Below are 25,254 nucleotides of genomic sequence, written 5' to 3' on the forward strand. Positions count from 1 at the left end.
GTTTGGGCGGGCGGGGGCCCGGCACCCACCCCATCTCCATACATCGGTAGTGCCGGCCGCTGGCCGGCAGCCACCCCATCTCCATACACCGGTAGTGCCGGCCGCTGGCCGGCAGCTTCCAGGATCAGGCAGCGACGCCTTCTTCCAGCACCGGGTAATCGGTAAACCCGACCGCACCACCGCCGAAGTACGTCGCGCGATCCGGCGCATTCAATTCAGCGCCCATCCGCAGCCGCTCCGGCAGATCCGGATTGGCGATGAACGGCCGGCCGAAGCCGATCAGGTCGGCCCAACCTTCGGCCAGCGCGCGCCCGGCACGCTCGGCGGTGTACTTGCCGGCATAGATCAGCGTACCCGGGTAGACCATGCGCAGCGCCTGCTTGAACGCCACCGGCATCAACGGCGCATCCTCCCAATCGGCTTCGGCGATGTGCAGGTAGCCCACGCCCAGCTCACCCAGCAGGTGCGCCGCGGCCAGATAGGTGGCCTGCGGCGTATCGTCCACCGCGCCCTGCAACGTCGTCAGCGGCGCCAGACGCACACCGACGCGGTCACCACCGGCTACTGCCGTCACCGCCTGCACGACCTCGCGCAGGAAACGCAGCCGGTTCTGCAGCGATCCGCCATAGCCGTCGGTGCGCTGGTTGGCCTGCGAGTCGATGAACTGGTTGATCAGGTAGCCATTGGCCCCGTGCAGCTCGACGCCATCGAAGCCGGCAGCCAGTGCATTGCGGGCGGCCTGTGCATAGTCGGCGATGATGCCCGGAATCTCGTCCTCGGCCAGCGCGCGCGGCATCGAGTGCTGGATCATCTCGCCCACGCCCGCTTCCGGGCCAGCGCCGGCAGGGTCGACAAATACCTTCACCCCTTCGGCCAGCAATGCCGAGGACGACACCGGCGCGGCACCACCGGGCTGCAGGGCCACGTGCGAGACCCGGCCCACATGCCACAGCTGGGCGTAGATGCGGCCGCCGGCGGCGTGCACCGCATCGGTCACCCGGCGCCAGCCCTGCACCTGTTCCGGGCTGTGGATGCCCGGCGTCCACGCGTAGCCCTGGCCCTGTGCACTGATCTGGGTACCTTCGCTGACGATCAGGCCGGCACCGGCACGCTGCGCGTAGTAGGTCGCCATCTCGGCGGTAGCAACGTTGCCGGCAGCCGCACGCGAGCGGGTCATCGGCGGCATCACGATGCGGTTGGGCAGGGTCAGCGGGCCCAGACGGTGGGAGGTGAACAACATGGCGGACATCTCTTGCGGGGGGAGTGCCAGCAAGAATGGGGACCGCCTGCGAAAGGCAACAGGCGTGTTGTGGCAAAACAGTTGTGCCCGGCAGGCAAGGATGGTGTGGCCAAGGGTCAGAGCCCCTTCCTGCGGAACGGGATCCGACCCCGCGCGCAACCGGGGTCGGATCCCTTTGCAACGCAAAGGGCTCTGACCCCGAAGCCGGTTACAGCGTCGGCTCGATCAGAACGCCGCCGTGCGCCACACGGTCATAGCAGGTGCGCACCACATCTTCCCCGTACTTCAGCTCCAGCCGGCGCACGATGAAGTGGCCACGCGCCATGTCCTGGTAGTAGTCGGTAAACATGGTATTGAGCGTTGCACCGGCAGCGGCACCGACAATCGGCACCGCCTGCGCGGCGAATTTCTCGGTGACCACCACGCCGAAACGCGCCGCCACCTTCTCCACCATCTTCGCCAGCAGCTTGCCAGCTTCCTTCGGCGCCACGCCCAGGGTCAGGTCACGGCCGGTCACCACACGCCCGGCCAGTTCGGCCGACAGGTGGCGCATCACGTCGGTGGTGAAGCCGCGGGCCAGGTAGTAGCCGGTCTCGCTGGCGTCATCGCGCGGCGAGTTGCCACCCAGCGCGAACACCTCCAGGCACGCCTGGCGGGTGCTGAACTCGGACAGGTCGAAGCCCTCGCTGCGGGCCACGTCGGCCACCGCGCGCATCATGATGGTGGTCGACACCGGCAGTTCGATGAACAGGGCCGCAAAGCCGAACGCCCCGCCGACCGCGCCGGAGGTGGCTGCCGCCAGCTTGTGCCAACGGGTGGAGGCCCCTTTGCCCGGGGTGTTGTCCATGCTCCACAGCGCGGCCTGTGCGGACTTGGACAGCGCCGCCTGCACAGCGCCATGGATACGATTGGAGACCGAGCTGGGCAGCGCCTTCACCGCGAACTCCAGCGGCGTGCCGACCAGGTTGGCCATGCGCGCGGTCAGGGTCGGCGCTTCCAGCAGGGCCACCGCCCGCTGCAGGTCGGACCAGTCGCGGGCGTCGTGGGCGATGTCGCGGGGGAGCAGGATGGGCTCGTTCATGGCGCTGATCTTAGCGCCGGATAGTTGAACGGTTCGTCGCGGGGGGCAGGGCCCTTTCCGCTGGAAAGGGAGCCGCCCCCGGCGCCTTGCCGGCCAGCGGCCGGCACTACCAGTTCGCGTGTCACCCGGTAGCCGGGCCATGCCCGGCGTCGTTGTTCAGGCAACCGGCAGGCCCGACAGCGCGCCCATGAACTGGCGATAGTGGCGCAGCTCGGCGATGGAATCGTGCACATCGCTCAGGGCGGTGTGGTTGCTGTTCTTGCCGACGCCGGCGGCCACCGTCGGCGCCCAGCGCTTGGCCAGTTCCTTCACCGTGGACACGTCCAGGTTGCGGTAGTGGAAGTACTTCTCCAGGCGCGGCATCTGGCGGTGCAGGAAGCGGCGGTCCTGGCAGATCGAGTTGCCGCACATTGGCGACAGGCCCGCCGGAATCCACTGTGCCAGGAAGTTCACCGTCTGCGCCTCGGCCTGGCCGAGGGTAGTGGTGCTGTCCACCACGCGCTGCCACAGGCCCGAACGACGATGCTGGTTGCGGTTCCACTCGTCCATCGCCTCCAGCGTTTCCAGCGGATGATGGATGGCGAACTCCGGACCTTCGGCCAGCACATTGAGCTGGGCGTCGGTAACCACGGTGGCGATCTCGATGATCGAATCGTTATCGGTGTCCAACCCGGTCATTTCCAGGTCGATCCAGATCAGTCGTTCGTTGGCCGCGCCGGTGTCCGCCATTGTGTCGCCTCGTTGCTGGGCAGGCGCGCGGCCTACCGGTGAAGGAAAGAGGCGCCCATCATACCCGTTCGCCCCTCAGCCCTCGCCGACGTGGTCTTCCAGCAGCAGCGGCGGCTTGCCGCGCTTGGCACGGAAGTAATTGGTCAGGCGCGTGCTGGCTTCCTTGGCCAGCACCCCGCCGTGGATCTCGACCCGGTGGTTGTGGCGGGCATCACCGAGCAGGTCGAACACACTGCCGCACGCCCCCGTCTTTGGATCACTGGCGCCGTAGACCAGGCGCGATACCCGTGCATGCACGACCGCCATCGCACACATCGCGCACGGCTCCAGGGTCACGTACAGGGTGCTGCCCAGCAGGCGATGGTTGGCCAGCAGCTTTCCGCCGGCCCGCATGGCCACGATCTCGGCGTGCGCGCTGGGATCGTGCGAGGCGATGTTGAGGTTCCAGCCCTCGCCCAGCAGCTCGCCCTCGGCGCTTACCAGCACCGCACCAACCGGAATCTCGTCGAACTCACGCTGTGCGCGCTCGGCCAAGGCCAGTGCATGGCGCATCCAGTGTTCATCGGCGTCGTGCACCGGTACACCCAGGACATCGGTCATGGCGGTTCTCGCTTTTCAACTGGGCCAGGATGGCCGCCGGGGCCGCATTGTACGCCCGGGGCCGTGCAGGCGCCGCTAACGTGCGTCGAAGCGCTCGCGGGCGGCGTCCAGCACCGGAAAGTTGTGCTCGGCCCATCGATCCAGGGCAGCCAGCGTGTCGACCAGGCCGCGTGCAACCTCGGTCAACCGGTACTCCACATGCAGCGGCTTGCTGCCCCGGTCACACCGCTCGACCAGGCCATTGCGCTCCAGCTGCCGCAAGGTCTGGGTCAGCACCTTCTGCGAGATCCCTTCGATCTTCCGCAGCAGCGCGCCGTTGCGAAGCGGGCCCTGCGCCAATACGGGCAGCAGCAGCATCACCCACTTGCCGGAGATCAGCGCCAGCGCATCGCGTGCCGAGCAATCGGCGGCATAGACATCGCCCGGATAGGCCATGGTTACCTCAAGGTGCGTAATTGCCGGGGCACGCCGGCATCGCGAGGATGGTCGCACACTCCGCCAACACCTCGCCCCATGCGCGCCCTGATCCTGCTTGCCCACCCCGAGCCCCGCTCGTTCAATGCACATCTGGCCGCGCAGGCCGCCGGGCAGCTGCGGCATGAGAACCTGCAGGTGGACGTGGTGGACCTGTATGCGGAAGGCTTCGATCCGCTGGAAGCGGCTGACCACCATCTGCATCGCCTGCATCCCGACCACTTTGATGCCCAACGCGAACAGCGACACAGCGCCGAGCAGGGCCAGCTGCCCGCCGAGGTGCAGCGCCATCTGCAGCTGCTGCGGGCCGCCGACCTGCTGATCCTGCAGTTTCCGCTGTGGTGGTTCGCGGCTCCGGCCATGCTGAAGGGCTGGCTGGACCGCGTGCTGGTCTACGGGCCGATGTACAACAGCCGGCAACGCCACGAGCGCGGCGTGATGCAGGGCAAGCGCGCGTTGCTGAGCGTCACCACTGGGTCGTCGGCTCGCGCATGCGCGGAGGATGGCCGCGAGGGCGACACCCGGCTGCTGCTGTGGCCGTTGATGTACAGCCTGCGCTACGTCGGCTTCGAGGTGATGGAACCGTTCGTGGTGCATGGCGTGCGTTCCGGCCTGCCAGCGGATCGCGTGCAGGCGCACGGCGCGGCGCTGGCGGCGGCCACCGGCGACTACCGCGAACGGCTGGCACGCTGGCGGCAATGGCCGATCGTGCCCTTCAACGACAGCGATGACTTCGAGGATGGGGTGGTGCTGCGCGCGGAAGCCACTGCGCACAGCCCCTTCATCCGCCACCGCGACGCGGGATAAACCTTCGCCTGCAGGCGCTGCCGGAAAGCCTCATACTTCGCACTCTTCCGAAGCACCTTGTTGAACCCATGACCACCCTGCGCCCCTCGCGCGCCGACGAAGGCGCCGCCCTCGTCGACCTCTGGCGTCGCGCCGTCGACGCCACCCACGACTTCCTCAGCACTGAAGATCGCCAGGCCATCGATGCCGAAGTGGCCGGTTTCCTGCCGCAGGCACCGATGACCGTTGCTGTCGATGCACAGGATCGCCCGCTCGGATTCATGCTGGTCGACGGCACCCACATGGAAGCGCTGTTCATCGATCCGGACGTGCGTGGCACCGGGGTTGGTCGCCAACTGCTGCAGCACGCGCTGTCCCTGCATCCTCAGCTGAGCACCGACGTCAACGCACAGAACGCGCAGGCGGTGGGCTTCTACCTGCGCATGGGCTTCGTCGAAACCGGTCGCTCACCGCTCGATTCGCAGGGGCGTCCGTATCCGCTGATCCATCTTCGGCACAACGGCTGACATCTGTCGGCCGCAACCGCGTGCTAGCGTGGCTGCCTTTGATCAAGGAACGCCGTGCATGGATGGTGCAAAAGCCCTGCTGACCCTGTTTGCGCTGGGCATCAGCCTGGTCTGGATCCTGGTGCCATTTGCCATCTTCGCGGTGCGCAGCCTGCTGCGTGAGGTACTGGCGGAACAACGTCGCACCAACGAACTGCTTGAACACATCGGCGGTTATCGCATTCCAAAGCCACAACCCGAACCCACCGTCTGGCGCGCGCCCTGACGGGCACGCGCTCACCGGGGATCAGGCCGTCGCCTCGAAGGCCGGCGAGTACTGCACCTCGCCCCGCGCCAGCGGAGGCTGCAGGCAGAGCGCCTGGAAGTACTCCGCAGGCACACCCGGCAGCACCAGGCCTGGCTCGGCACGGAAGCCGAAGCGGCCGTAATACGCCGGCTCGCCCAGCAGCACGCAACCCTGTGCGCCCAGTCCACGCAGCGCGTCGAGTGCCGCGCGCATCAGCGCCGCGCCAATGCCCTGCCCCTGCCATGCGGGCAGCACCGAGATCGGGCCAAGGCCGAACCAGCCAGTGCTTCCATCGCTGATGGTGACCGGCGACAGCGCAATGTGCCCGACCACCTGGCCCTGAGCTTCGGCGACCAGCGAAATGCTCAGTTCCCCACGCGAACGCAGCGCATCGACGATGAACTGCTCGGTATGGCTGCTGTGCGGGGCCTCGCGGAACGCGGCCTCGGTCAGCGCATGGATGACGGCGTGGTCGGCCGGGGATTCGGGGCGGAGTCGGAGGGTCATGCTGCTCTTCAACGGTAGGGGTGCCCACGGCGGGGCCGGATGCAAGCTGCGCCGCGCCTCGATAAACGCGGATTCACCTTTGTCATCTCCAAGTTAATCCAACAACGCATGTCACAGAATAAGATCGGCATTGACAGGGTGCGTCAATTTTTTGCCACTACAGCGCCTCCAACGCTGGAATCACGTCATGGCAGCGCCCCATAATCGGGTTGCCTCTCATCAAGGAACCGAGGCTCGCATGGAACGCCCTCCCCACAACGGCACGCAGGAAGCACTTTGCCACTAGCACCTCGCCACCGCCTCTGCATCGGCCTGGCCTGTGCCGGCGCGCTCTGCGCCGGCCTGCCTTCTCTACCGTGGTCCATGCTGCGCGCTGATGCTGCGCCTGGCCAGCCGCCGGTGCTGCTCTCTGCCGGTCCCGCACGCGATCCTGCGGCCCTGCGCCTGCGGCTGTTCGGCAGGGACTACGGCAGCGTGCACCTGAACCTGCTCGACGAGAACTACTACCACGGCGGCTTCCGGCACTGGCTCCGCAATGGACTGGGCAATGTGTGGCACGCCCTGACCACGCGCGAGGACCGTAGTCGGCTGCCCTCGTACCGCGAGGGATTCTCCGATGCCCCCGCCGTGGCACCGCCCCCCGAACGGAACGTCCCGCCATGACCGACCGCCCTTCCCCCTTCATTCCAGGAGGCCGACATTGCGCCCTACATTGATCCCGTGCCTTGCTCTGCTTCTGTTGACCGCTTGCCATCCGGAGACCGCCATGAACCAGGAACGTGCCGCTGCTGAAGCCGATGTCGCCCAGGGTGGGCGCGGCCTCGCCAAGCTCAATCCCAACCCGCGCAAGGCCTATGAACTGGTGCTGCGCCTGAAGGACGCCCCCGGCGATTTCGCGGTCGTCGAGGGCGTCGCCCAGTACGATGTCAGCAACGAAGACCAGTGCGGCCACATCGAACCGGCCACCGGCACCGCGGCACGCATCACCAGCCAGGAGCCGGTGCAGCTGCGCAAGATTACCGACGGCGAGTATCGCGGCACCGTCTATCTCGACCGCATGCTGGATGAGGACTACTACGGCCGCGGCGTCTGCCGGTGGCAGTTCAGCGGTGCCGGCGCGATGTTGAAGGCCACCGGCGCCGAAGGCGAGACCCGCTTCCTGACCTTCGTCGACGCCAAGCCGCTGACCGAAGGCAGCGCGCACACCCTCTACTATCCGGACGCGGCCTATCCGCGCGCGCCGCTTGCAGCCGACTATCCGGCCACCGGCAAGTCCGACCCTGCCGACTACGTCGCCGAACTGCAGGGCAAGCTGTTCACCATGAGCCTCAGCGCCAGCGAGGTCACCCCATGACCATCACCAGCCAGGACTATGCCGCGCTGTCCGATGACGCCTACAAGGATCGCGCGGTCGGCCGGCGCGCGCCGGGCCAGGAAGAGAAAGTCATCCTCAACGGGCACGAGTACAAGGTACTGCAGCACGTCGACAACCGGCTCAACGGCTATCAGGGCACCATCTACCAGCGCACCGATACCAACGAGATCGTCGTCGCCCACCGCGGCACCGAGCAGATCGCCCGTGATGCGATCCTCACCGATGGCGGCATGGTGGTGGCGCGGACCAACGTACAGGCACCCGATGCCATCGCACTGACCCGCAGTGCGCTGGATATCGCCAAGCAGGACGCCGCATTCGGAGGACGCGCCCCCCAGGTCACCGTCACCGGCCACTCCCTCGGCGGCGCCCTGGCCCAGATCACCTCGCACCACTTCAACGTCAAGGGCGAGACCTTCAATGCCTATGGCGCGGTCAGCCTCAGCTACCGCATCCCGGAAGGCGGCAACACCATGATCAACCACGTCATGGCCTCTGATCCGGTCAGCGCCGCGTCGCCGCATTTCGGCCAGGTCCGCATCTATGCGAAGCCGGATGAGATCAAGACACTCGCCGCAAACGGCTTCAGCAACCATCCGATGCGCGCCCTGATCCCGGACAGCCCGCTCATTGCAGCAGGCAGCTCATTCGGTGCGCACAAACTGGGCAACTTCCTCGACCAGGGCTCTGTGCTCAAGCACCCGGAAACGCAGAAGCTGGCCAAGGACAACGCCAAGATGATCGAGGAGTACCGCGACGACGTGGAATCACTGCGCCGTGGCGTTACCCGTGCAGCGCGTGGCATCCCGGGCGGCGCCATCGATCTGTACGACCACATCCGCGGCCCGCTGCAGCCTGGTGAACCGGCACGCCGCGAAGCGGAGAAGAACGGCCATCACACCAGCATGCTGCGCATGGACGATGCCAACCACCTGGGCAACCCATTGTTCAACGACGCGATCCGTGGCGTGCATGCGCAGGACGTGCGGGTCGGGCGCGTGCCGGACGTGATGAGCACGCAGCTGGCTGGCAGCCTCGCCGCCGAGATGCATGCCGCTGGCGGCAAGCGGATCGACGAAGTCGTGATGAACGCCGATGCCTCGCGAAGCTTCGCGGTGCAGGGCCAGGGCGGCGACCCGGCACACCTGCGCGTGTCAGTGGACACGGCCATGGCGATGAACACGCCGCTGGAGCAGAGCAGCCAGCGCATCGACCAGCAGGCCGCCGGTCAGCGCCATGCACTTGAGCGTGACCAGCAACTGGAGCAGCAGCAGAACCAGACCCGCAGCATGCAGGCCTGATGGACTGTGCGGGAGCCGGTCATTCCGGCTCCCGCTGCACGTCGGCACTCCGGCTCAGGGACCGGAGGCAGCCATCGGCGCGGAGGTACCGGCCGTCACAAACAGATCCGGGCCAGAATCCGGGAAGCCGCCACAGGCCCGATCCCCCGGTGCCACTGGGTCGCAGGGCCACTGGCTGCGCGAAACCTTTTCGCGCAGCTCGAAGCGATCTCCGGTCCAGACCACGAATGCCAGGTGCTCGCGGTTCCAGTCACTGAACGCACGCGGGCCACCCTTCTGGGCGGTCTCCGGGTACTGCACGAACCAGCGCATGGCCGGGCCGTACTGCAGCTTGCTGTGGTCCAGGCTGATCCGGCCTTCGCGCGACAGCTGGCGTGCACGATCGGCCTCCGTCAACGGCGGCATCGTCGGCATTGCATCGGCGGTCACATCCCGCGGCGCCGCATCCCCGCGGACCTGGTACACACGCTGGGCCACATAGGCCTCGCGGCAATCCCCCGCTGGCACGCGCACCGGCTCCGCGCCGTACTCATCGCGGTTGGCGACCCGGTCGCTGCAGGTGAACGGCGCCGACACCAGGTAGAACGTGCTGTCTGCGTCACGCCCTTCCAGCGAACGCACCCAGATGTCGCCCATCCGCACGATGAAATCAGGGCGCTGGCCGTAGCCCGGCACCGCCTTGAACCAGGCCTTCTGCTGTACCTCTCGCTCGCGCCAGCCGCTTGGCAGGTGGATATCCTGCGCGGGCAGCGCGACCAGCAGCGCGGCCAGATGCGCCGGCATCGTGCCCTGGCAGGCGCCAATCAGCAGGTCGCCCTGGGTCGCCAGTCGCCCGGCCAGATCCACCGGGCAGCGGGCACCGAGTGCACGCTCGGTGGCCTGTTCCGGAGGCAACGGCACGATGGCCAACGCGGGCGGTGCGGGTGCTACCGCCGGAACGGTTGGCTCGACGGTGGCAGGCGGTGCAGCCACAGGCGCCGCCACTGCGGGCGCAACGGGCGCAACCGGCGCAGGCACCAGGTCCGCGGCCGGCGCCGGCTGCGCGCCCACCCCAGGTGCCGCAGGAGGTGTCACGGCAGCCGGTACTTCGGGAGCCGGCGCCGCGACAACGGCTTCGGCCGCCATGGGTGCTGCAACGGGCGCCGCCCCTGCAGGCGCGTCAACGATCGCCTCGGCGGCGGCGGGCGCCTCCACGACGGGCGCCGCTGTCTCCTGAGCCTGTGCCGACGCTGCGGCAAGTCCAAGTGACAGCAGCCAGAGCGGCGGCAGGCGGCGCGCGGATGCACTGCAGCGGGCAGCAGCGTGCCGGGCATTCGAGGGAACGATTCGCATGTAGTGTCCTTACGTTTGGGTTTCCATGTCGGCGCCACAAGGCGCCACGCGTCGTACGTAAAAATACCGGCGGCCCCCTGCCCGCCGGCATCAGGTGTTACATGGATCGAGAACGCTGCTCCTGCTCGCGGGCGAGCGCGGCCGTCGGATCCTGCTGCGCAACACTGGCCGCCAGCTGCTGACTACTCTGCGCCAGTGGCTGCTGTACGGCCTGCTCCCGGTCTACGGACGCACGCAGCATCGCCGGATCACCCAGCGCGCCCTGCACCGCAAACAGCGTGCGGCCATCGCTGCCGGCCAACAGATGATCGATACGCGACAGGCCGGCCTTCTGCGCGCCCAACGCCAATGCGCCAGCGGTATTGTCGAGTTCCTGCGCACTGCGCAGCCCACTCTGCGGTCCCAGCTGCTGCAGATGCCTGCGCGCATCCTCGAACAACGCATTGCCGGGCTCACCGGCATGCGACATGTCACGTGCAACGGTCTGCGCCGGCGCACCGACTTCGCCACGATCCAGTCGTGCCATCACGTCCGGCGTCAACTTCTGTTGCCAGACCTCGAAGCGTTGCCGGCGCGCCTCGATGCCATTGAGCGCGCCATTGAGCGCATGCGTTGCTTCGCGCACGTCCTGGCGCGCCGCCTCCGGCACCCGTGTCTGCCATTGCCATACAGCAATACGGCCCGCGTGCTCGGGCTGCGCGGCCAGTTCCGGGTGATTCACCAGGTCCAGATCCAGCGCCTTGCCGGCGCGCTCGTAATTCTCCTTGCCGACCAACGGCAGATAGCCGCGGCCGTGGTACTTCAGCGCGTCACCAGGCGCGTCGTTGCCCATGCGCCCGCCGTACATCAGCTCGGCCAGGTTCTCCGGGCGGCCACGCAGCGCTTCCTGGCGGGCGCTCTCCAGCACAGCGTTGCCATTGCGCCACGCAGCCTCCACCGGGATCTGCGAGATTCCCCGGGTGAAGTTGAAACTCTCGTTGAGCCGGCTCAAGCCGCGCGACTCGTGCCCTGCCTGGGCCATGAAATTGGCCAGTTCAAGCGGGGAGTCGATGCCAGCTTTGGTCGCCTGCCGCAACAGCTGCGACTCTCTATCGGTCGACACAGTGCAACTCCTGAATCCTCATCAGCGCGGATTCCCTTCCGCCGGTTGGAGCTTGGCTCATGGAAGCGACACCTCGGCGACACTGGACGGGTCGAAGTCTTCGAACCGCACCCTGCCCAGTTCCGCCACCGAGTAATCCCGGATGTTGGTCGCTTCGGTCTCGATATCCACGACCTTGCGTCTCACCCCGTCCACCCAGCAGGCCTTGTCCGCAGGCGCATAGCGGAACCGGTAGGTGCTGCTCCAGCGCTCGCGGCTACCGCCGTTGGTGATCACGCTGAAGGTGCCTTCCTCGACCATTGCATACGCAAAAGGGTCGCCGGCCAGGCCACCTCGGGTGGAACACGGCACCAGCTTGTCGTTGCGCGCGGCCAGCTGCCAACGCCCGCGCCCGTCACCGCGCAGCAACAGCAGTACCCGGTTCGGTCCGTGCTGGCCGGGCACCAGCCCTTCCGGCGTCGGCTGGTCGATGACCAGCAGCTGATACTCGATGCCATCGCCGTTGAGCTCGCCCCTGACAGCTTCCAGCAGGTTCGCACCGGACGGAACGAATGCCAGGGCATCGTCCATGTGTGCGCCAACCCTGTCTTCCATCCCCTCCCACTCCTTCAATGTGGTCATGCCGATGCCCGCCTCCCTGCCCAGCCGGAACGCGTTCCGGCTTATCCGCGCCTGCGCGGACAGGGATCATAGCCTTGCGTACGGCAAGACCGCGATGATGGCGAGCGTCACCCGATGCAGGGGCTGACAGCGTCCTCATTGGACGGAAGAACTCCTGCATTCGGCGGCACTGGCGCGTCATTTTCATGACGCGCGGGGAGCTTACCGCGAGGCGTTCTGCCGCGTCGAAGTGCGAGGAAATCGAAAAGCGGAATTGATCACAGAAAACGGGGCTTAGCGTGAATGGCGCCTTACCTGATGAACAGATCCGCCGTACAGGCCGTTCTGGCGATCCCGCATTGACCCTGCGGCAGCTTCTTCCATGCCGCCTTCGCGCTGCATTGCTGCATCGCGACAACGACCGCCCCCTGTTCGGACATGGCGGTGGCGACGCTGGTGGTTTCAGTGCCCAGACCCGCGTGGGCGACCGCCACGCATTGCGCCTGGAACAGGGTCGCCAACGTACATTCGCCCTTCCCGAACTCCTTGCACTCCTTCATGGATGCACGCTTGGCCTTGCCCCGCGATCGCATCGAGTTGCTGATGAAGGTATCGCCGCGGGCATCCATCGCCACGCCGCGCACGGTCTGCGACCAGTTGGGGCGGTTGTTGTACGGAGAGCCTGAGCTGCTCACCGGAATGGGCGCACAGCCCTGTACACCCTGGCCACCGATGGGATACATGCCCTGCGGGCAGTTGCCTTCGGCAAGCGCGGTGAACGGCAGCAGGCCTGCAATCAGCAGGCACGGGAGAAAAGCGAGGTGGATTCGTTGCATGGGGAGACCCATTTCTTTGCTGCCCATTGTGAGAGGCGGGACTGCCTGAGCGGACGATCGTTGCCCGAACATGCCTCCCGGATCGGGAAGGCTTCGCAGAGCAAATGCAGGCCCAAGCTGGCCGGGCACCTGATCATTGGAGAACTCGGCGATTCCAACCGGAGTGCCCGGCAAGCACCATGCTTGCGTAGTCACGCTGAACGCTCAAGGTCAATCGCGCCAAATTGTGAATCAACGCAGGCTTGATCGGAGTACAGCACCCCAGCACAACACATTACTGCCGATCAAATAGACGCCCTTCGCACGAATATCACCTTCACATCAGCATCTCCAAGCTTGCCTTTGCCTTGGGGAATCAACACGCTCCGGGGACTGGCAGTCAGGGCTCTTTCGCTAGAACGCCTCATAGACCGGTTCAGAACACGCTGAGTAGGCAACTTTGCATTGCGTTCCAGTCGGATCCACGCAGATCTTTTGTGCCTGCACAATGGCTTCCTTCAAGTCTTGACCGCTCGCAACGCCACCACGCGCCCCATTGCCTTGGCTCTGAGGAACTACCCAAGCGGCACACTGGTTTCGGTACGCGATGAGTATTCGGCAATCGCGAGCAGCGTGCATGCCGCATCCCTCGAGAGCGACACGCTCCGCATCCTCTTTCGTCGCCCTTCCTGTCGCCACACCTGCCTCGGCCGTACTCGGCGAGGAAGCAATGGCGCCCCACGTCTTATGCCACTGACCAGCGGGTTCCGGCTCACGGGTGCCTCCCCCTGCCCCAGGAATAGGAGCGCACCCACCCACCCCCTGATCACCGATGGGGTACTGGCCCGGCGGGCAGCGGCCCTCGGCCACGACAGAATCGATGGGCGCGATGCCCAATAGCAGAAGGAAAAGCCACAGACCTCCAAATAGATTTCCTCTGCTCATTTCCACTCCACCGTCCTTGAAATCATCTGCCGTGTTTCACGCGATATCCAAAGGTCTCTGCGCAGACCTCTCGCAACGCTAGCCTCATAAGCTGATTGCAACGACGCCGTAGTTTCCCTGGGCGGGAATCGCTATCAGCCTTGACGAAGGAAGGGCTTGGCACCGTCAGATCGCTGGTTGTGGTAGCTGAAAACGACTCACTCAGACCACACTGCTCAACTACTTGCCCTGCGGCGCCTACATCCTTTCCCCAATCGCGTAACGACCAGAAGATTGGCGACCTTTGGCCACAGCCCATATTAGAGCAAACAAAAGAAGTGGAGCTGCCCCAGGAAGCACAGAGCTTCTCGATGCCGTAGTGAGTTGCACTGGCCACCAGACCATCAATCCGACCACCGGATCAGAACGACTCATAGACCGGCTTCGTACAGTCCTCATATACGACCTGACAGGCCTTCCCGCCAGTGTCGACGCACGACTGCTGGGCAAACTTCCGTGCCTCGGCAGAATTCTTGGCGCTGGCAAGACCGGCGCGGGAAGCTCCGTCCTGGCTCTTGGGAACCAACCACGCAACGCACTGGTTCCTATACGAATAAATGACCCGGCAATCGGACGCACCGCGCCTGCCGCAGTCTGCCAGGGCCATCTGCTCCGCGTTTTCCTTGCTTAGCCGACCCGTTGCAACACCTGCGTCTGCTGTTGCATCGGATGACGCAATCGCGCCCCACGTCTTATGCCACTGCCCCGCAGGCTCGGGCTGGCGAGCGGCACCACCAGCACCTGGGATCGGTGCACAGCCGCCCACACCCTGATCGCCTATCGGATATTGTCCGGGGGGACATCTGCCTTCCGCGCTTGCATTGTGGGGATAGGCAATACCCAAAAAGAGAACAAGACTCAATGCAAGCTGACCCACGGTGTGCAATACGGAAAAGCCCATACGCTCCTCGAATTCAAAAGATGCCAGCGACGCCACATCAGTCACCGGATGCATTCCCTCGTGTGCCAGGGGTCTGAACCGGCGCCCCACGGCTACCATCGAGCCGCGGCATTGTTGCGCTGTGCTGTGTTTGACCGTGACTGCCGTCTGCGGAAGGCGCCGGCGGCGGAGCCGACATGCCCGGCGGACGACCATCAGCACTCGGCGAGGCACTGGCACCACCGCCTATCTGCGAATATGCCATGAAGGTGCCCAGGGTACCCTGGAAGAACATCGCTGCCATTGGGGGTGTAGTCAGGATCAACGCGGTGAGGATCAGGCCCATGCCCCCCTGCTGCATTGCCTGGCTGGTCATGCCGTCGGACATGCTTTCCTTGAGGATGAACTCCTGCACCAGCGCCGTGGTCCAGAAGGTGGCCGCTACACGTACCACCATGTCCAGCGCGATGGAGACCATCGCTGCAAGTACGGCCATCGAGAACATCGTGCCGATACCGTAGAACAGCCAGCGCTGGAACAGCTGCTTGGTCTGCTCGAACAGCAGGCAGAGGATGAACAATGGGCCGAAGCCGATGAACAACGCCATGGCGATTTCATAAAGCATCAGCATTGCACCAGCGGTGATGGCCGGACCTGCGGTGCCCATCCCGATGAAGAACAGTGCCCGCTTCTTGTCCTCCAGCAGCTCCCCGTCATTCATGATCTGAATGGCGTCGATACTGGAAAGCGCGACCTGCATCCATGCCAGGCTCTTGTCGATCTGATCCTCGGGCGATTCGTTCGAGCCCGTCACGACCTTCGTGATTTCTTCCTTGACGTCGTGGGTGAGGAAGCTCTGCAGGTTGGTGCCAAACGCGCCCATCGTGGTGGCCGCGCTGACGATCAACGCCGCACGCGCCATATTGGTCACCAGTACCATCATTGAGTCCCGGCTGCGGCCGGTCACGATGCGGAAGCCCTGCACCAGCACCCACAGGGTCATGAGCGTGAGGGCGATGCCGCCGACCCACTGCATCATTTCCCCCATCATGTCGATGCCAAACTTGTTTATCTTGCTTCGCAGGAAGTCGAAGATGAACTTGAAGAACACGAAATCCCCGATCGACTGGACACGTGCCACGTGCCCCATCAAATCCTGGAATCCGCCACTGAAATCAAAATTGGCAATCGACCTGATCATTTCCGCAATCCCTTGATGTATCCCTACCGGACAACCTCATGGAGCGGGTGCCTATGCACCTGCCCCGAGTGACGTCAGTCGACGCTCAAAGCACCTTTCAATGCAGCGGTCTTGACCAGCTGCGAGATGACGCCCGGCTTGCCCTTCAATGCCACGCGCGCCAGCACGCGCTGATTGGCCTTCATTGATTCCTCATAGGCGTCGTAGGACCGCATGCGCGCCTCCCACTCCTGCTGCAGCTTGGCAATGTCGTTTGCCGTACGCAGGGAGTCACTATTCACCGCGGACATCGTGCCGGCCAGGTTTCCGTCCCCGCCAAAACGCCAACCCATGATCTCACCAAGCGTCGAATTGATGCTGGGGATGGTCTTCTCAAGAAACTCAACCGTCTCGTTGCGCTTGCGGTTTTCCATCATCTGGATGTTCACGCAAAGCTGCTGCTGCTGCGCATACAGGTCGCCAGAGGTGTCGAGGACGAACTTCTTCAGCAGGCTTCCTGCACTGAAGCCTGCCGAAGTACGGCAGACGTCTGCAACCATGTAGTCATCTGGAACACGCTCGAGCGTTGCCCCGGGTGGCAACCCAAAATTGTTGATCAGACCCTGGATCTGGACCAGCGCGTCCTGATATTCCTGGAACGTCTTTTTCCAGCGAGTCACCTGAGCCGCGTACTCCAGCCCATCAGCCTTGATCTGCGCCTTTCCTTGAGCAACGTCCTTCAGCGCCTGCATCAGGTTGCTGAGGTCGAAAACAGGGTAACCACCGGCTGATACCGACGTCGTGGAGAACATGACCATGCTCCCCAGCAGGATGGCTGCCAGGCGCTTCTGACGCAGACCGCGTTGGCGCTTGTTATTACGGGATGTCATGTTCATGTTCTTCTCCAATGGAATGGATTTCATTCAGCGCTGTTTGATCCAAGGCTTTCAGGCCGCATCGGTTTCGGCAGAGGCCTTGGCTTTACCGGAGCCCTTTCGGTTCTTGTAGAAGTCCTCCAGCCACTGTTCCGGCGTGAGCTCGTCCACGGTGATCCGATTGCGGACTGCAGCCGTCTGCAGCACCCGATGCATGATGTCGATGTTGTCGGTCGAGGCCGAGATCACCGACAGGATGTCGTCCATGCCGCGCAGGTTGAGCTGGCAGACACTGGAGGCATGGCCCTGCTTGACCAGGAAGCAGCGCGAGCGCTCGTCCAGTGCCGTGACCACCTTGAACTCCGCCTCGGTCAACTTCAGGCCATCCATGTAGTCGCTCTTGCTGGCGTTCGGGTTCGGCAGCAGGACGAGCGTGGCGGTCTGCTCGATCAGGGCAGCGGAGATGTCACTCTTCAGCGCGTCTTCCGGGCTCTGGGTGGCGAAGATGCCCAGGCCGTTCTGCTTACGGATGGTCTTCTGCTTGTTCTTGGCAAATTCCTTCAGGCCACCCTCACCGTCCAGGATCTTCCAGAATTCGTCCATCACATAGATCAGCGGACGACCGTCGATCAGCGACTCAAGGCGGTGCAGCAGGTAATTGATGACCGGCACGCGCACTTCGGGGTTGTCGATGATGTCGGTGTAGTCGAAGCCGATGATGTTGGCCTTGCTCAGATCCACCGTATCGATCGGGTTGTCGAAGACCCAACCCAGCGAATTGCCCGAGGTCCAACGACGCATGCGCGCATAGAGGCCGTCGTCACCCATGTTGGGCAGGCTCTTCTGGAAGTTGGTCATGCTGCGCAGGTGCATCGGCGTATCGAGCATGCTCTCCACCGCGCGGTAGATGTCCTCTTCCTCGCGGGCACTGTACTCGCGCTTGCCAGCCAGAACCTTGATCAGGTCGGCCAGGAACTGCACGTTGGATTCGTTGTTCTCGCACTGGAACGGATTGAAGCCGGTCGGCGCACCATTTTCCAGGGCCAGATAGTTGCCACCACAGGCGCGCACGAAGATCTCGGCGCCGCGGTCCTTGTCGAAGAAGAAGATGGTCGGCGACGGTTCGTACTTCTGTACCTGGCTGAGCAGGAAGTTGATCAGCGCGGTCTTGCCGGTACCGGACTTGCCGATGACCATGGTGTTGGCGATCGCCTTCTCACCCAGCGAATTCTCGGATGGATGGGTGGCATGGAAATTGAAGTAGTACGGCTGGCCGTTGGTGGTCTGCAGCGTGGTCACGCAGTCGCCCCACGGGTTGTTGTGCTGCTTGCCGGTGGCGAAGTTGTGCAGCGGAGACAGGCCGAGGAAGTTCAGCGAGCTGACGTTGGCCAGCCGCGTGCGGAAGCGCCAGTTGGCCGGCAACTGCGAATAGAACGACGAGGTGACCGCCAGATCTTCCTTGGTCGACACGAATCCGGCGTTGGACAGCTCGGCACGGGTCGAGGCCACGTTCTGCGACAGCTTGGCCTGGCTGTCGCCGTAGACCGCCATGATGAAGTGGTACTCGCCCAGCACGAAGTTTCCTGACGACAGATGATCCATCGCCTGGTCGAGTTCGACGATCTGGCTGACCGCCTTGTCGCCCGAGGAAATCATCATGCCCTTGGTCCGGTCCAGCACCTTCAGGGCGTCCTGGCGCCCCATCGGGCTGAACGAATGGGTGATGACGTACTCGTAGTCCAGATACTTCAGACCATTGAGGATGCCCGGATAGGTCCCCTCGGCATATTCCTTGATATTCAGGATTGCGCCGAAATGATTGACGCCATTGGGCGTATTGATCACGAAATCGCCGGTCTTGGCCGAGAACATGTGCCGGCTGACCGGCAGGTAGTCTTTCACTGGCGCCGACAGTACCGGCACCGGCTCATCGATGCGGTTGATCAGGTAGCCGAACAGCTCCAGCGTTTCGGAAAACACCACGCCGTTCTTGGCTTCGTACATGCCGAGCCGGTACGGCGCGTAGTCGCGGATCACCGCCTCGACGTTGCCGGCCAGCTCCATCAGCTTCTCGACCGCCTGCTCCTGCTCGGCGCGCAGCTTTTCCACGTTCGCAGACTTCTCCACGAAGCGCTTTCCCGCCACCACCGGACGATAGATCATCGTCAGGTACAGCTCGTTCTGCATGATGCGCTGCGAGGACAGCATGCCCATGTACTGGTCGGACACATCCTGGTTGAAGCGCTGCTTGTAGTGGCTCTTTCCCTTCAGGGTGCGACGGCGGCGGATGTCATGCACCCAGAAGGCGACGTTGACGAAATCCGGCGCACGCAGCGTCTGCAGCAACCGGTTGAAAGTATTGTGCCGATGCTCAAGCTCCCATTCTTCGCGCCCCACGAACGGCAGCCCTTCCAGGTGCCAGGTCAACAGGTAGTCGCCGCCCGTGGTCTTCACCACATTCGGAGCCACGTGCGACGACAGGGGGATGAATTCGCTGATGGAGGTATCTGGGTTGAACATGCGACTGCTTCCAAAAGGTACTGCCGACAAAGATTCGGAGTTGGCCAGGCGGGCGCTCAACGCCCGCGTGGCCGGATCCAGCCCTCAATCCCTGGGGGCTGGCTTGCTGCGGTAGTGATTCGGGTTGAACACCCACATGCCATCGTGCTCCTGCACGTTGCGCGTCTTGAGCTTGAACATCAGGCGCAGGCCCAGCAGGCGGAAGATCATCTCGTCACGCTTGGCCATCTGCCGCATGATGAAGATCGCCACCGGAATGGTCAGCAGAAACCAGAAGTTCGTGTACATGCTCAGCAGCAGCAACCCACCGGCCACCATGAAAAATGGCAGGTAGGGAACGCCCAGGAACATCGCTGGGCGCGTGCAGCCCCGGAACAGGACGTTCTTATGCACTGTAGTACTGGACGGCGTGCTTGATCATCTCAAACGCCATGCCGGCGCCGTCGCCGCCACCGCCGACGTTGTCGCAGTTGCCAGCCTCCTTGCCGAGCAGCATGCGCGCGATCTGGCCTGCCGCACCGATCAGCACGCCGCCGATCAGGATCGGGGCCACGTCACCGATGCGCTTGTGGGCAAACGCGATCTGATAACCGGCGAAGATCACGGCAATCGTGACCACGGCGATCGAGGCCATGTTCAGCAGGCCGTTGATGTTGGAGAAGAAGCCGCAGACCTTGCCATCGGTACCACCGAAGTCGGTGCCGCCGGCCAGGGCCTGGGGAGCGAACACGGCACCTGCGAATGCGACGGCCATCAGCATGGTCTTCAGCGTGCGCTGGGCCTGGACGAGGTCGAGATTGAATCGCTTCATGGATTGATTTCCTTGTTGATGGACTAACACAACTGAATCGACCAGCCGGGGGACCGGTCGCACCACGACTTCGTCAGAACACGAAGGCCGCATCCCCTGCGGGAATCTGCTGCACCGGCGCACGTGGTGCCGGTGCGTTGTAGAAATTCTGGGTGTCCGCTGCCGGCGCGTTGCGCTCGTTCCAGGGGCGCAGCATCACCGGCGCGTCCGACCCGGCAGCCATCCCGGGAAGCTGCTGCGGCATGGTTGACCTGCCCTGTGCCGCAGCGGGCTGCGGATACTGCTGCGGGGCCTGCTGCGGCATACCGTTTCCGCCCTGTGCCTGCGGTTGCATCATTCGATCGACCGAGCCCAGCACGACGCGCGATACCGCCTGGTCGGCGATGTTCAGCAGGCTGCCGCGGGCCATCGCACCGGCCGATGGGTAGACGGTGTAGGCCCGGGCCGGGTCATTGGACGGTACGTACACCGGCGCACTGGCCTGGGCGACGATGCGCGCCTGGGCCGGCGAGACTGTCTGCGGATGATGTTCGACCTTCACTACCCGACGCTCGCCACGACTGACCACGTCGATAGGCGCAACGCCATTGGAGGCGACCTGCTGGCCACGACGGATGGAGTCGTAGACCTTCTGCACGTAACCGTGGCGGAAGCCGGTCTCGAAGTTGCCCGAGTAGTAGCAGCTGAACGACTTTCCCCAGTCCTTGCCCGAGCGGTTGTAGCACTCGGCGAGGATGCGGGAGCCCGCCTGCAGGTTCGGGCACTGCTGGAAGGCCTTCTCGTAAGAATCCAGACCATACTTGGCCAGGTTGTAGCGATTGACCTGGGCCAGGCCAATGGAGAAGTTGTAGCCCTTCTCCTCCAGCATGCGAACGGTGGCCAGCGCCTCGTCGAGGGCCTTGGGCTGGCGCACCAGGGCGCCGCCGACCACGCCGATGGCGTAGGGGTTGCGCGACGATTCCACGTTGATGACGTGCTGCATCACGTCCATCGAGACGGCCATTTCCGGGCACGCCATCATTTCCAGTCCTGGCAGCATTGGTCAGCCCTCCTGCCCCTGGGCACGCCCAGGATTGAAATCAATACCGGTGATATAGCGCGAGCCTGCGTGCGCCTTGATATGCACGACGATGTCGATGGTCATCATCAGCAGTCGCTTGATGACGTTGAATTCCAGACCGGATCCTTCAGTCGATGCCTTCACCATGAGGGCCAACTGGTCCCAGGTCTGCTCCGGACTGCCTGCATGGCAGCTGGTGATCGAACCCGGGTGGCCCGATGCGCAGTTGCGGATGAAGTAGAACGCCTCGTCACCGCGCAGCTCGGCCAGGATGATGCGCTCGGGCTTCATGCGCAGGCAGGCTTCCATGCAGCTCTTGGCACTGACATTGCTGGTGCTCTGCCCACCCTTGGAGTACAGCAGATGCACCACATTGGGTTGGGTCAGAAACAGCTCGCGCGCGTCCTCGATCGTGACCAGGCGTTCGTTGTCCGGAATATGATTGACCAGCGCTTTCATGAAGGTGGTCTTGCCGCTACCGGTCGCACCGGATACCACGATGTTCTTGCGGTACATCACCGCACGCCGGAAGAACTCGGCGTACTCGCGCTGCTGACGCAGCTCCAGCAGCTCGCGATCCTGCTCGCTCAGACTGCCATCCTGTTCCAGGATCTGGTTGAAGAAGCCATCCTCGTGGTACTGGGTGAGCGACTTGGTGTGCTTGGACGGCAGGCGGATCGTGATCGAGACCTTGCCGGCATCACAGGCCGGTGGAATCACGAACTGCGCACGCTGCCCGGTCGGGAAGGTCAGCGAGACGACCGGATCGGCATCGGTGATGCGCTGGCCGGTGTTGCTCTCATTGACGACAGCCGTGCAGAACTGCCGGGCCCGCTCGAAGGTCAGGCCCGGCACGTCCACCCGCTGCCACCCGGCCCGGGTTTCCAGGTACAGCTCACCGGGACGGTTGATGCAGATTTCCGTCACTTCCGGGGATGTCATGTACTCGGCGATGCCCAGCACTTCGTACTGATAGCGCAGGAAATCGCTGGAGACGAGGGCGAGGGGTGACACTTCGGCGTCCATGGTTGTTCTTCGGGTTACCGGCGCGGGTTGAGCACGTTGGTGAAGTCAACGTCCTTGGCGACGTAGACGTTCACGATGGTGCCCTGGTTGATGGTGACGGTCGGCGGGCGGTTCGAACTGGTCAGGGCTTCGTTGGCCAGACGCTCCATCGTGCGCGCGGTGGCGCTTTCATAGGGCGAACGAACGGCGAAACCGTTGCTGGAAACCGTCGTCGACTCCGGGCCATGCTCGGCTGCGGCGTACTTGAAGGCATCGGCGATCAGGCTGATCATCAGCGCAGACGCAATGCGGCTGCCCCAGTGCGCGCTGTACTGGCCTGGATGACCGGCACCGCCCAGCTGATCCACGCCCGGGCTGGACATGGCCACGTCGATGCCATTGGGGGTGGTGATGCGATCCCAGATCACTTCCACGCGCTTGCCCTTGGGACCGCCGCCGTAAGCACCGTAGATCTTGGAACCCTTCGGCAGCAGCAGGCTGCGGCCGTTGATCGAGTAGACCGGCTCGGTCAACAGGCACGACGTATAACCTGCAAGATCGGTGATGATGCGGGTCTCCAGCACGCAACGCAGGTAGGTGCCACGCACCAGCAGTGCATCGGGGCTCCGGATGTAGGAAGCATTGGACACATCATCCACGTCAGGCCCGCGGCGCACCTTGGCCGGCGGAGCGTTGCCGCTCTGCGCCTGTATCGCAGCCAACGTGGCCTGCATGTAGGGATCATCGTTGTCCCCTGCTGCGGCCTGGCCGCCAGCTTCGCCCGTGCCCACGCCTGCGCCACCACTACCGGCGATGCGGCGATCCAGCAGGCTCGGGCCGCGCTCGATCTCGCGCTCGGGTGCGGCACGCGGAATGTAGGTCGGGCCCATCGTTTCCTGCGGCGGCGGCGGCGGCAGCATCGGAATGGGCTCGGCGGCCTCCCGGGCAGCCTCGCGAATCGCGGAGGGCGCCATGGTCGGCAGATCGGGAGTGCTCGAACGTGCGACCTGCGGCGGCGCCTTGGCGTCGTCAGCGTCGTCCTTGCCCTTGCGCAGCAGCAGGAAACCCATGGCCAGCAACAACACCAGGATGCCGCCGAGGAACAACAGCGCCTTGCGGTTCAAGCGCTGCTCTTCCGCAGAGCGAAGCTGCGGAGCGCTGGCATCCAGGTCCGGTGTCGCCTCGGCCTGCGCATGCCCGTAATAGGGGTTCGCCGGTGGCTCCTGAGCCGCAGGGCCCTGCCCGTACGGAGACGGATTTGGATCGTTGTCGGGAGTGTTCTGCTGGCTCATTTCTTCACGTTCCTTCGCAGGCCGACGACGAAGTCGCCGTGGCGGATGACCAGGTACGGGTAGGTCCCGTGCACGATCAGCGTATTGCCCTCAACCGTGGTGTTGACCACGAAATCCTCGCCGTACTCCTTCTCGCGGCCGAACACGGCCGGGAAGATACCGGTCTTGTACTCGGGCGAGTTGGGCAGTTTCAGATAGGTGAAACGGCCATCGTCGTAGGCGTTGACCGGGATCAGCCACCCCATCTTCTTCGCCTTGCTGGTCGAATAGGAGTAGTTGAAGTTGTATTGGCGATCCTTGGCCAGCTCGGTACTCAGCAGCGGCTGCGCCTCTTCCTCGACCGCTGCCTGGGCAGGCCCGAAGACGGTGTCATTCGGATAGACGAAGGCGATCTTGTACTGCACGCCGGCGCGACGCGCCTGCTCAAGCTGGCGCCAGTCGGTGGCAACGACCTTCAGCTCGAAAATGTACGAATGGGTCTCGGTACGCACCATCATGTTGGTGTCGACGTCGACGTTCTTCGGCTTGAGGTAGAACACGTTCTCGCGCCGGGTCAGTTCCCAGCCGCTGCTGAAGCCGGTGCTGTAGTCGAGGATCTTCTCGTTCGGGCTCAGCTCGATCTGGGTGGTGAGGCCCAGGCCGGTGCGAACCGGGTAGATGCGGTCCTTCTCGTACTCGTAGTGGTCAACTGCCTGTGCCATCGCCGCGCCGGAGAACACCAGCGACAGCAACGACAGCAGCGCCCACGCGCTTCCCCTGACTTTTCGACTACTCATCGGTTGCTTGCTCCATCAGCATTTCCGGTGGAATGGTTCGGTGCCGGCATCATTGCCGGCTGCCCCGGCGCGCCCTGCCCCGGCATCGGTTGCCCCTGGACCGGCTGGCCCTGCATGGGCGCACCCTGCATCGGCTGCATCTGTCCATTGGCCGGCACCGCGACAGGCTGACCGGTGGCGGGGTCGATCATGGTGGCGGCGGCCGGATTGTTCGGGTCGTACATGCCCTGCGCCTGCTGCGCAGCGAGTTGGGCCTGCTGCGCAGCATCCTGGGCCTGCTGCTGCATGGCGCCGTCATCCGGCACGGGCACGCCACGCGCATAGTCGTTGTCGACACGGTACTCGGTAACCTGGAACGCCAATGGGTTGAGCACCCGGTCCTGTTCGGACAGCGCGAGATTCTGGTTGTACTGGAAGCGCATGGTGACCAGCTGGTTGTCCAGATAGGTCGATGCCCCCGTGCGCTTGTCGAGCAGGCTGCGCTGGATGCGCACGGACGCGCCGCGGAAGCTGCCGTTGGCCTGCGCGCCCAGCGGGGTGATGCTGAGGATCTTGACCCTGATCGCCTTGCCCCGTCCGTACATCACGAAGGGGTTCTGCGGATTGTTGCCGGCATAGCGCTGCTTCATGCTTGCGCCGACGGGATCGCTGGACATGACGAACACCAGCTCCCAGTCGCGCAACCCCATCACCGCGGAGTCGTACGACTCGCGCGCCAGTACGTACTGGGCGACATTGCTGCGGTTGACCGCTTCATTGGTGGTGATCGTCTCGCCCTGGAACGTGCCCCTCAGGCGCGCCACCGTGGCCGTGCCTGTGTAGGCATCGGCCATCACCAGGAACGGCACCTTCTCCTTCAGCGGCAGCATGTAGTAGTAGCCGCCAGCCAGTGCCAGCGACATCAGCAATGAGCCGGTGGCCACCCACCACGCACGTCGTTCGCTGCGACGCGCCATGTCGGCCACGGTGATCTCGTAGCTGACCGCCTTGGCGACCGACTGCTCGACCTTGGGACTATTGCCGGGATCCTTCTTGCGGAACATGGATTCTTCCGTACTGCTGAAACATCAATGGGCGTGGAGCCCCTGCGACAGGCGCGGGGAGCAGCACGTTCGA

General features: G+C 64.2%; 28 protein-coding genes. 6 read left to right on the plus strand and 22 right to left on the minus strand.

Annotated elements, in window-relative coordinates:
• Positions 1–124 precede the first annotated feature (124 nt).
• The 5 genes from D7T59_RS10380 to D7T59_RS10400 form a co-directional block, all read right to left on the minus strand.
• Positions 125–1,240 carry an alkene reductase gene (locus D7T59_RS10380; RefSeq protein WP_180852225.1) on the minus strand — a complete coding sequence of 372 codons (1,116 nt, stop codon included), beginning with the start codon at positions 1,238–1,240 and terminating at the stop codon, positions 125–127.
• A 208-nt stretch (positions 1,241–1,448) separates the two neighbouring features.
• The gene (locus D7T59_RS10385; protein WP_014647556.1) at positions 1,449–2,321 is read right to left on the minus strand and encodes an EcsC family protein; all 873 of its coding nucleotides are present in this window, start codon (positions 2,319–2,321) and stop codon (positions 1,449–1,451) included.
• Positions 2,322–2,477: 156 nt separating this feature from the next.
• A complete protein-coding gene (gene orn, locus D7T59_RS10390) occupies positions 2,478–3,050 on the minus strand; it encodes an oligoribonuclease (RefSeq protein WP_049429668.1) in 573 nt (190 codons plus the stop codon).
• Positions 3,051–3,125: 75 nt separating this feature from the next.
• On the minus strand, positions 3,126–3,650 hold the full coding sequence (gene tadA / locus D7T59_RS10395) for a tRNA adenosine(34) deaminase TadA (protein WP_164135787.1): 525 nt from the start codon (positions 3,648–3,650) through the stop codon (positions 3,126–3,128).
• 75 nt (positions 3,651–3,725) lie between these two features.
• The gene (locus D7T59_RS10400) at positions 3,726–4,085 is read right to left on the minus strand and encodes a winged helix-turn-helix transcriptional regulator (RefSeq protein ID WP_180852227.1); all 360 of its coding nucleotides are present in this window, start codon (positions 4,083–4,085) and stop codon (positions 3,726–3,728) included.
• Between the two features lie 78 nt (positions 4,086–4,163).
• Between D7T59_RS10400 and D7T59_RS10405 the strand changes: the two genes are divergently transcribed.
• The 3 genes from D7T59_RS10405 to D7T59_RS10415 all read left to right on the plus strand — a co-directional run bounded on the left by D7T59_RS10405 (position 4,164) and on the right by D7T59_RS10415 (position 5,702).
• A complete protein-coding gene (locus D7T59_RS10405; protein WP_180852228.1) occupies positions 4,164–4,931 on the plus strand; it encodes an NAD(P)H-dependent oxidoreductase in 768 nt (255 codons plus the stop codon).
• A 68-nt stretch (positions 4,932–4,999) separates the two neighbouring features.
• A complete protein-coding gene (locus D7T59_RS10410) occupies positions 5,000–5,437 on the plus strand; it encodes an acetyltransferase (protein WP_164135790.1) in 438 nt (145 codons plus the stop codon).
• 58 nt (positions 5,438–5,495) lie between these two features.
• Complete coding sequence (locus tag D7T59_RS10415; protein WP_106549104.1) at positions 5,496–5,702, plus strand: hypothetical protein; 207 nt, start codon at positions 5,496–5,498, stop codon at positions 5,700–5,702.
• 21 nt (positions 5,703–5,723) lie between these two features.
• On the opposite strand, the gene D7T59_RS10420 is transcribed toward D7T59_RS10415, so the two are convergent.
• On the minus strand, positions 5,724–6,230 hold the full coding sequence (locus D7T59_RS10420) for a GNAT family N-acetyltransferase (RefSeq protein WP_180852230.1): 507 nt from the start codon (positions 6,228–6,230) through the stop codon (positions 5,724–5,726).
• A gap of 363 nt (positions 6,231–6,593) precedes the next feature.
• Between D7T59_RS10420 and D7T59_RS10425 the strand changes: the two genes are divergently transcribed.
• The 3 genes from D7T59_RS10425 to D7T59_RS10435 all read left to right on the plus strand — a co-directional run bounded on the left by D7T59_RS10425 (position 6,594) and on the right by D7T59_RS10435 (position 8,906).
• Positions 6,594–6,893 carry a hypothetical protein gene (locus D7T59_RS10425; RefSeq protein WP_164135792.1) on the plus strand — a complete coding sequence of 100 codons (300 nt, stop codon included), beginning with the start codon at positions 6,594–6,596 and terminating at the stop codon, positions 6,891–6,893.
• A 103-nt stretch (positions 6,894–6,996) separates the two neighbouring features.
• Positions 6,997–7,584 carry a hypothetical protein gene (locus tag D7T59_RS10430; protein WP_407070862.1) on the plus strand — a complete coding sequence of 196 codons (588 nt, stop codon included), beginning with the start codon at positions 6,997–6,999 and terminating at the stop codon, positions 7,582–7,584.
• Positions 7,581–8,906, plus strand: a complete 1,326-nt coding sequence (locus D7T59_RS10435) for an XVIPCD domain-containing protein (protein WP_180852232.1) — start codon at positions 7,581–7,583, stop codon at positions 8,904–8,906. Before D7T59_RS10430 ends, D7T59_RS10435 begins: the two co-directional genes overlap by 4 nt.
• 54 nt (positions 8,907–8,960) lie before the next feature.
• Here the strand turns inward: D7T59_RS10435 and D7T59_RS10440 are convergent, their stop codons facing one another.
• From D7T59_RS10440 to D7T59_RS10515, 16 genes are all read right to left on the minus strand, one after another.
• The gene (locus D7T59_RS10440; protein ID WP_180852234.1) at positions 8,961–10,238 is read right to left on the minus strand and encodes a hypothetical protein; all 1,278 of its coding nucleotides are present in this window, start codon (positions 10,236–10,238) and stop codon (positions 8,961–8,963) included.
• A gap of 97 nt (positions 10,239–10,335) precedes the next feature.
• The gene (locus tag D7T59_RS10445; RefSeq protein WP_180852235.1) at positions 10,336–11,340 is read right to left on the minus strand and encodes an XVIPCD domain-containing protein; all 1,005 of its coding nucleotides are present in this window, start codon (positions 11,338–11,340) and stop codon (positions 10,336–10,338) included.
• 57 nt (positions 11,341–11,397) lie between these two features.
• The gene (locus D7T59_RS10450; RefSeq protein WP_010484878.1) at positions 11,398–11,934 is read right to left on the minus strand and encodes a hypothetical protein; all 537 of its coding nucleotides are present in this window, start codon (positions 11,932–11,934) and stop codon (positions 11,398–11,400) included.
• Positions 11,935–12,251: 317 nt separating this feature from the next.
• Positions 12,252–12,803, minus strand: coding sequence for a DUF4189 domain-containing protein (locus D7T59_RS10455; protein ID WP_258013071.1), 552 nt, complete (start codon positions 12,801–12,803; stop codon positions 12,252–12,254).
• Positions 12,804–13,169: 366 nt separating this feature from the next.
• A complete protein-coding gene (locus D7T59_RS10460; RefSeq protein ID WP_125430277.1) occupies positions 13,170–13,700 on the minus strand; it encodes a DUF4189 domain-containing protein in 531 nt (176 codons plus the stop codon).
• Positions 13,701–14,100: 400 nt separating this feature from the next.
• A complete protein-coding gene (locus D7T59_RS10465; protein ID WP_306464205.1) occupies positions 14,101–14,739 on the minus strand; it encodes a DUF4189 domain-containing protein in 639 nt (212 codons plus the stop codon).
• Complete coding sequence (locus tag D7T59_RS10470; RefSeq protein WP_239506790.1) at positions 14,678–15,820, minus strand: TrbL/VirB6 family protein; 1,143 nt, start codon at positions 15,818–15,820, stop codon at positions 14,678–14,680. The genes D7T59_RS10465 and D7T59_RS10470 overlap by 62 nt, the downstream gene beginning before the upstream one ends.
• Positions 15,821–15,894: 74 nt before the next feature.
• On the minus strand, positions 15,895–16,695 hold the full coding sequence (locus tag D7T59_RS10475; RefSeq protein ID WP_164135797.1) for a hypothetical protein: 801 nt from the start codon (positions 16,693–16,695) through the stop codon (positions 15,895–15,897).
• A 51-nt stretch (positions 16,696–16,746) separates the two neighbouring features.
• Positions 16,747–19,194, minus strand: coding sequence for a VirB4 family type IV secretion/conjugal transfer ATPase (locus D7T59_RS10480; RefSeq protein ID WP_180852237.1), 2,448 nt, complete (start codon positions 19,192–19,194; stop codon positions 16,747–16,749).
• Between the two features lie 84 nt (positions 19,195–19,278).
• Positions 19,279–19,587 (minus strand): VirB3 family type IV secretion system protein, encoded by a 309-nt coding sequence (locus D7T59_RS10485; RefSeq protein ID WP_142806261.1) that lies wholly within the window; start codon positions 19,585–19,587, stop codon positions 19,279–19,281.
• The gene (locus D7T59_RS10490) at positions 19,580–20,005 is read right to left on the minus strand and encodes a TrbC/VirB2 family protein (RefSeq protein WP_099550997.1); all 426 of its coding nucleotides are present in this window, start codon (positions 20,003–20,005) and stop codon (positions 19,580–19,582) included. Before D7T59_RS10490 ends, D7T59_RS10485 begins: the two co-directional genes overlap by 8 nt.
• A gap of 73 nt (positions 20,006–20,078) precedes the next feature.
• Positions 20,079–21,044, minus strand: coding sequence for a lytic transglycosylase domain-containing protein (locus D7T59_RS10495; protein WP_180852239.1), 966 nt, complete (start codon positions 21,042–21,044; stop codon positions 20,079–20,081).
• Between the two features lie 3 nt (positions 21,045–21,047).
• Positions 21,048–22,091, minus strand: coding sequence for a P-type DNA transfer ATPase VirB11 (gene virB11 / locus D7T59_RS10500; protein WP_164135800.1), 1,044 nt, complete (start codon positions 22,089–22,091; stop codon positions 21,048–21,050).
• 14 nt (positions 22,092–22,105) lie between these two features.
• A complete protein-coding gene (locus D7T59_RS10505) occupies positions 22,106–23,362 on the minus strand; it encodes a TrbI/VirB10 family protein (protein ID WP_180852241.1) in 1,257 nt (418 codons plus the stop codon).
• The gene (locus tag D7T59_RS10510; protein ID WP_164135802.1) at positions 23,359–24,138 is read right to left on the minus strand and encodes a TrbG/VirB9 family P-type conjugative transfer protein; all 780 of its coding nucleotides are present in this window, start codon (positions 24,136–24,138) and stop codon (positions 23,359–23,361) included. The genes D7T59_RS10505 and D7T59_RS10510 overlap by 4 nt, the downstream gene beginning before the upstream one ends.
• Positions 24,135–25,181 carry a VirB8 family type IV secretion system protein gene (locus D7T59_RS10515; protein WP_164135803.1) on the minus strand — a complete coding sequence of 349 codons (1,047 nt, stop codon included), beginning with the start codon at positions 25,179–25,181 and terminating at the stop codon, positions 24,135–24,137. The genes D7T59_RS10510 and D7T59_RS10515 overlap by 4 nt, the downstream gene beginning before the upstream one ends.
• Between the last annotated feature and the right edge of the window lie 73 nt (positions 25,182–25,254).

This window comes from Stenotrophomonas maltophilia (assembly GCF_013464915.1).
Classification (GTDB): Bacteria; Pseudomonadota; Gammaproteobacteria; order Xanthomonadales; family Xanthomonadaceae; genus Stenotrophomonas; species Stenotrophomonas maltophilia_AT.

Bases quoted from the DNA above. Each gene is read 5' to 3' on its own strand.
- D7T59_RS10470 (WP_239506790.1), bottom strand. From the start codon at position 15,820: ATGATCAGGTCGATTGCCAATTTTGATTTCAGTGGCGGATTCCAGGAT.
- D7T59_RS10510 (WP_164135802.1), bottom strand. From the start codon at position 24,138: ATGAGTAGTCGAAAAGTCAGGGGAAGCGCGTGGGCGCTGCTGTCGTTG.
- D7T59_RS10430 (WP_407070862.1), top strand. From the start codon at position 6,997: ATGAACCAGGAACGTGCCGCTGCTGAAGCCGATGTCGCCCAGGGTGGG.
- D7T59_RS10480 (WP_180852237.1), bottom strand. From the start codon at position 19,194: ATGTTCAACCCAGATACCTCCATCAGCGAATTCATCCCCCTGTCGTCG.
- D7T59_RS10490 (WP_099550997.1), bottom strand. From the start codon at position 20,005: ATGAAGCGATTCAATCTCGACCTCGTCCAGGCCCAGCGCACGCTGAAG.
- tadA (WP_164135787.1), bottom strand. From the start codon at position 3,650: ATGACCGATGTCCTGGGTGTACCGGTGCACGACGCCGATGAACACTGG.
- D7T59_RS10455 (WP_258013071.1), bottom strand. From the start codon at position 12,803: ATGGGCAGCAAAGAAATGGGTCTCCCCATGCAACGAATCCACCTCGCT.
- D7T59_RS10460 (WP_125430277.1), bottom strand. From the start codon at position 13,700: ATGAGCAGAGGAAATCTATTTGGAGGTCTGTGGCTTTTCCTTCTGCTA.
- D7T59_RS10425 (WP_164135792.1), top strand. From the start codon at position 6,594: ATGCTGCGCGCTGATGCTGCGCCTGGCCAGCCGCCGGTGCTGCTCTCT.
- D7T59_RS10505 (WP_180852241.1), bottom strand. From the start codon at position 23,362: ATGAGCCAGCAGAACACTCCCGACAACGATCCAAATCCGTCTCCGTAC.
- D7T59_RS10450 (WP_010484878.1), bottom strand. From the start codon at position 11,934: ATGGAAGACAGGGTTGGCGCACACATGGACGATGCCCTGGCATTCGTT.
- D7T59_RS10435 (WP_180852232.1), top strand. From the start codon at position 7,581: ATGACCATCACCAGCCAGGACTATGCCGCGCTGTCCGATGACGCCTAC.
- D7T59_RS10405 (WP_180852228.1), top strand. From the start codon at position 4,164: ATGCGCGCCCTGATCCTGCTTGCCCACCCCGAGCCCCGCTCGTTCAAT.
- D7T59_RS10515 (WP_164135803.1), bottom strand. From the start codon at position 25,181: ATGTTCCGCAAGAAGGATCCCGGCAATAGTCCCAAGGTCGAGCAGTCG.
- D7T59_RS10475 (WP_164135797.1), bottom strand. From the start codon at position 16,695: ATGAACATGACATCCCGTAATAACAAGCGCCAACGCGGTCTGCGTCAG.
- D7T59_RS10415 (WP_106549104.1), top strand. From the start codon at position 5,496: ATGGATGGTGCAAAAGCCCTGCTGACCCTGTTTGCGCTGGGCATCAGC.
- orn (WP_049429668.1), bottom strand. From the start codon at position 3,050: ATGGCGGACACCGGCGCGGCCAACGAACGACTGATCTGGATCGACCTG.
- D7T59_RS10495 (WP_180852239.1), bottom strand. From the start codon at position 21,044: ATGCTGCCAGGACTGGAAATGATGGCGTGCCCGGAAATGGCCGTCTCG.
- D7T59_RS10465 (WP_306464205.1), bottom strand. From the start codon at position 14,739: ATGGTAGCCGTGGGGCGCCGGTTCAGACCCCTGGCACACGAGGGAATG.
- virB11 (WP_164135800.1), bottom strand. From the start codon at position 22,091: ATGGACGCCGAAGTGTCACCCCTCGCCCTCGTCTCCAGCGATTTCCTG.
- D7T59_RS10380 (WP_180852225.1), bottom strand. From the start codon at position 1,240: ATGTTGTTCACCTCCCACCGTCTGGGCCCGCTGACCCTGCCCAACCGC.
- D7T59_RS10410 (WP_164135790.1), top strand. From the start codon at position 5,000: ATGACCACCCTGCGCCCCTCGCGCGCCGACGAAGGCGCCGCCCTCGTC.
- D7T59_RS10440 (WP_180852234.1), bottom strand. From the start codon at position 10,238: ATGCGAATCGTTCCCTCGAATGCCCGGCACGCTGCTGCCCGCTGCAGT.
- D7T59_RS10385 (WP_014647556.1), bottom strand. From the start codon at position 2,321: ATGAACGAGCCCATCCTGCTCCCCCGCGACATCGCCCACGACGCCCGC.
- D7T59_RS10400 (WP_180852227.1), bottom strand. From the start codon at position 4,085: ATGGCCTATCCGGGCGATGTCTATGCCGCCGATTGCTCGGCACGCGAT.
- D7T59_RS10420 (WP_180852230.1), bottom strand. From the start codon at position 6,230: ATGACCCTCCGACTCCGCCCCGAATCCCCGGCCGACCACGCCGTCATC.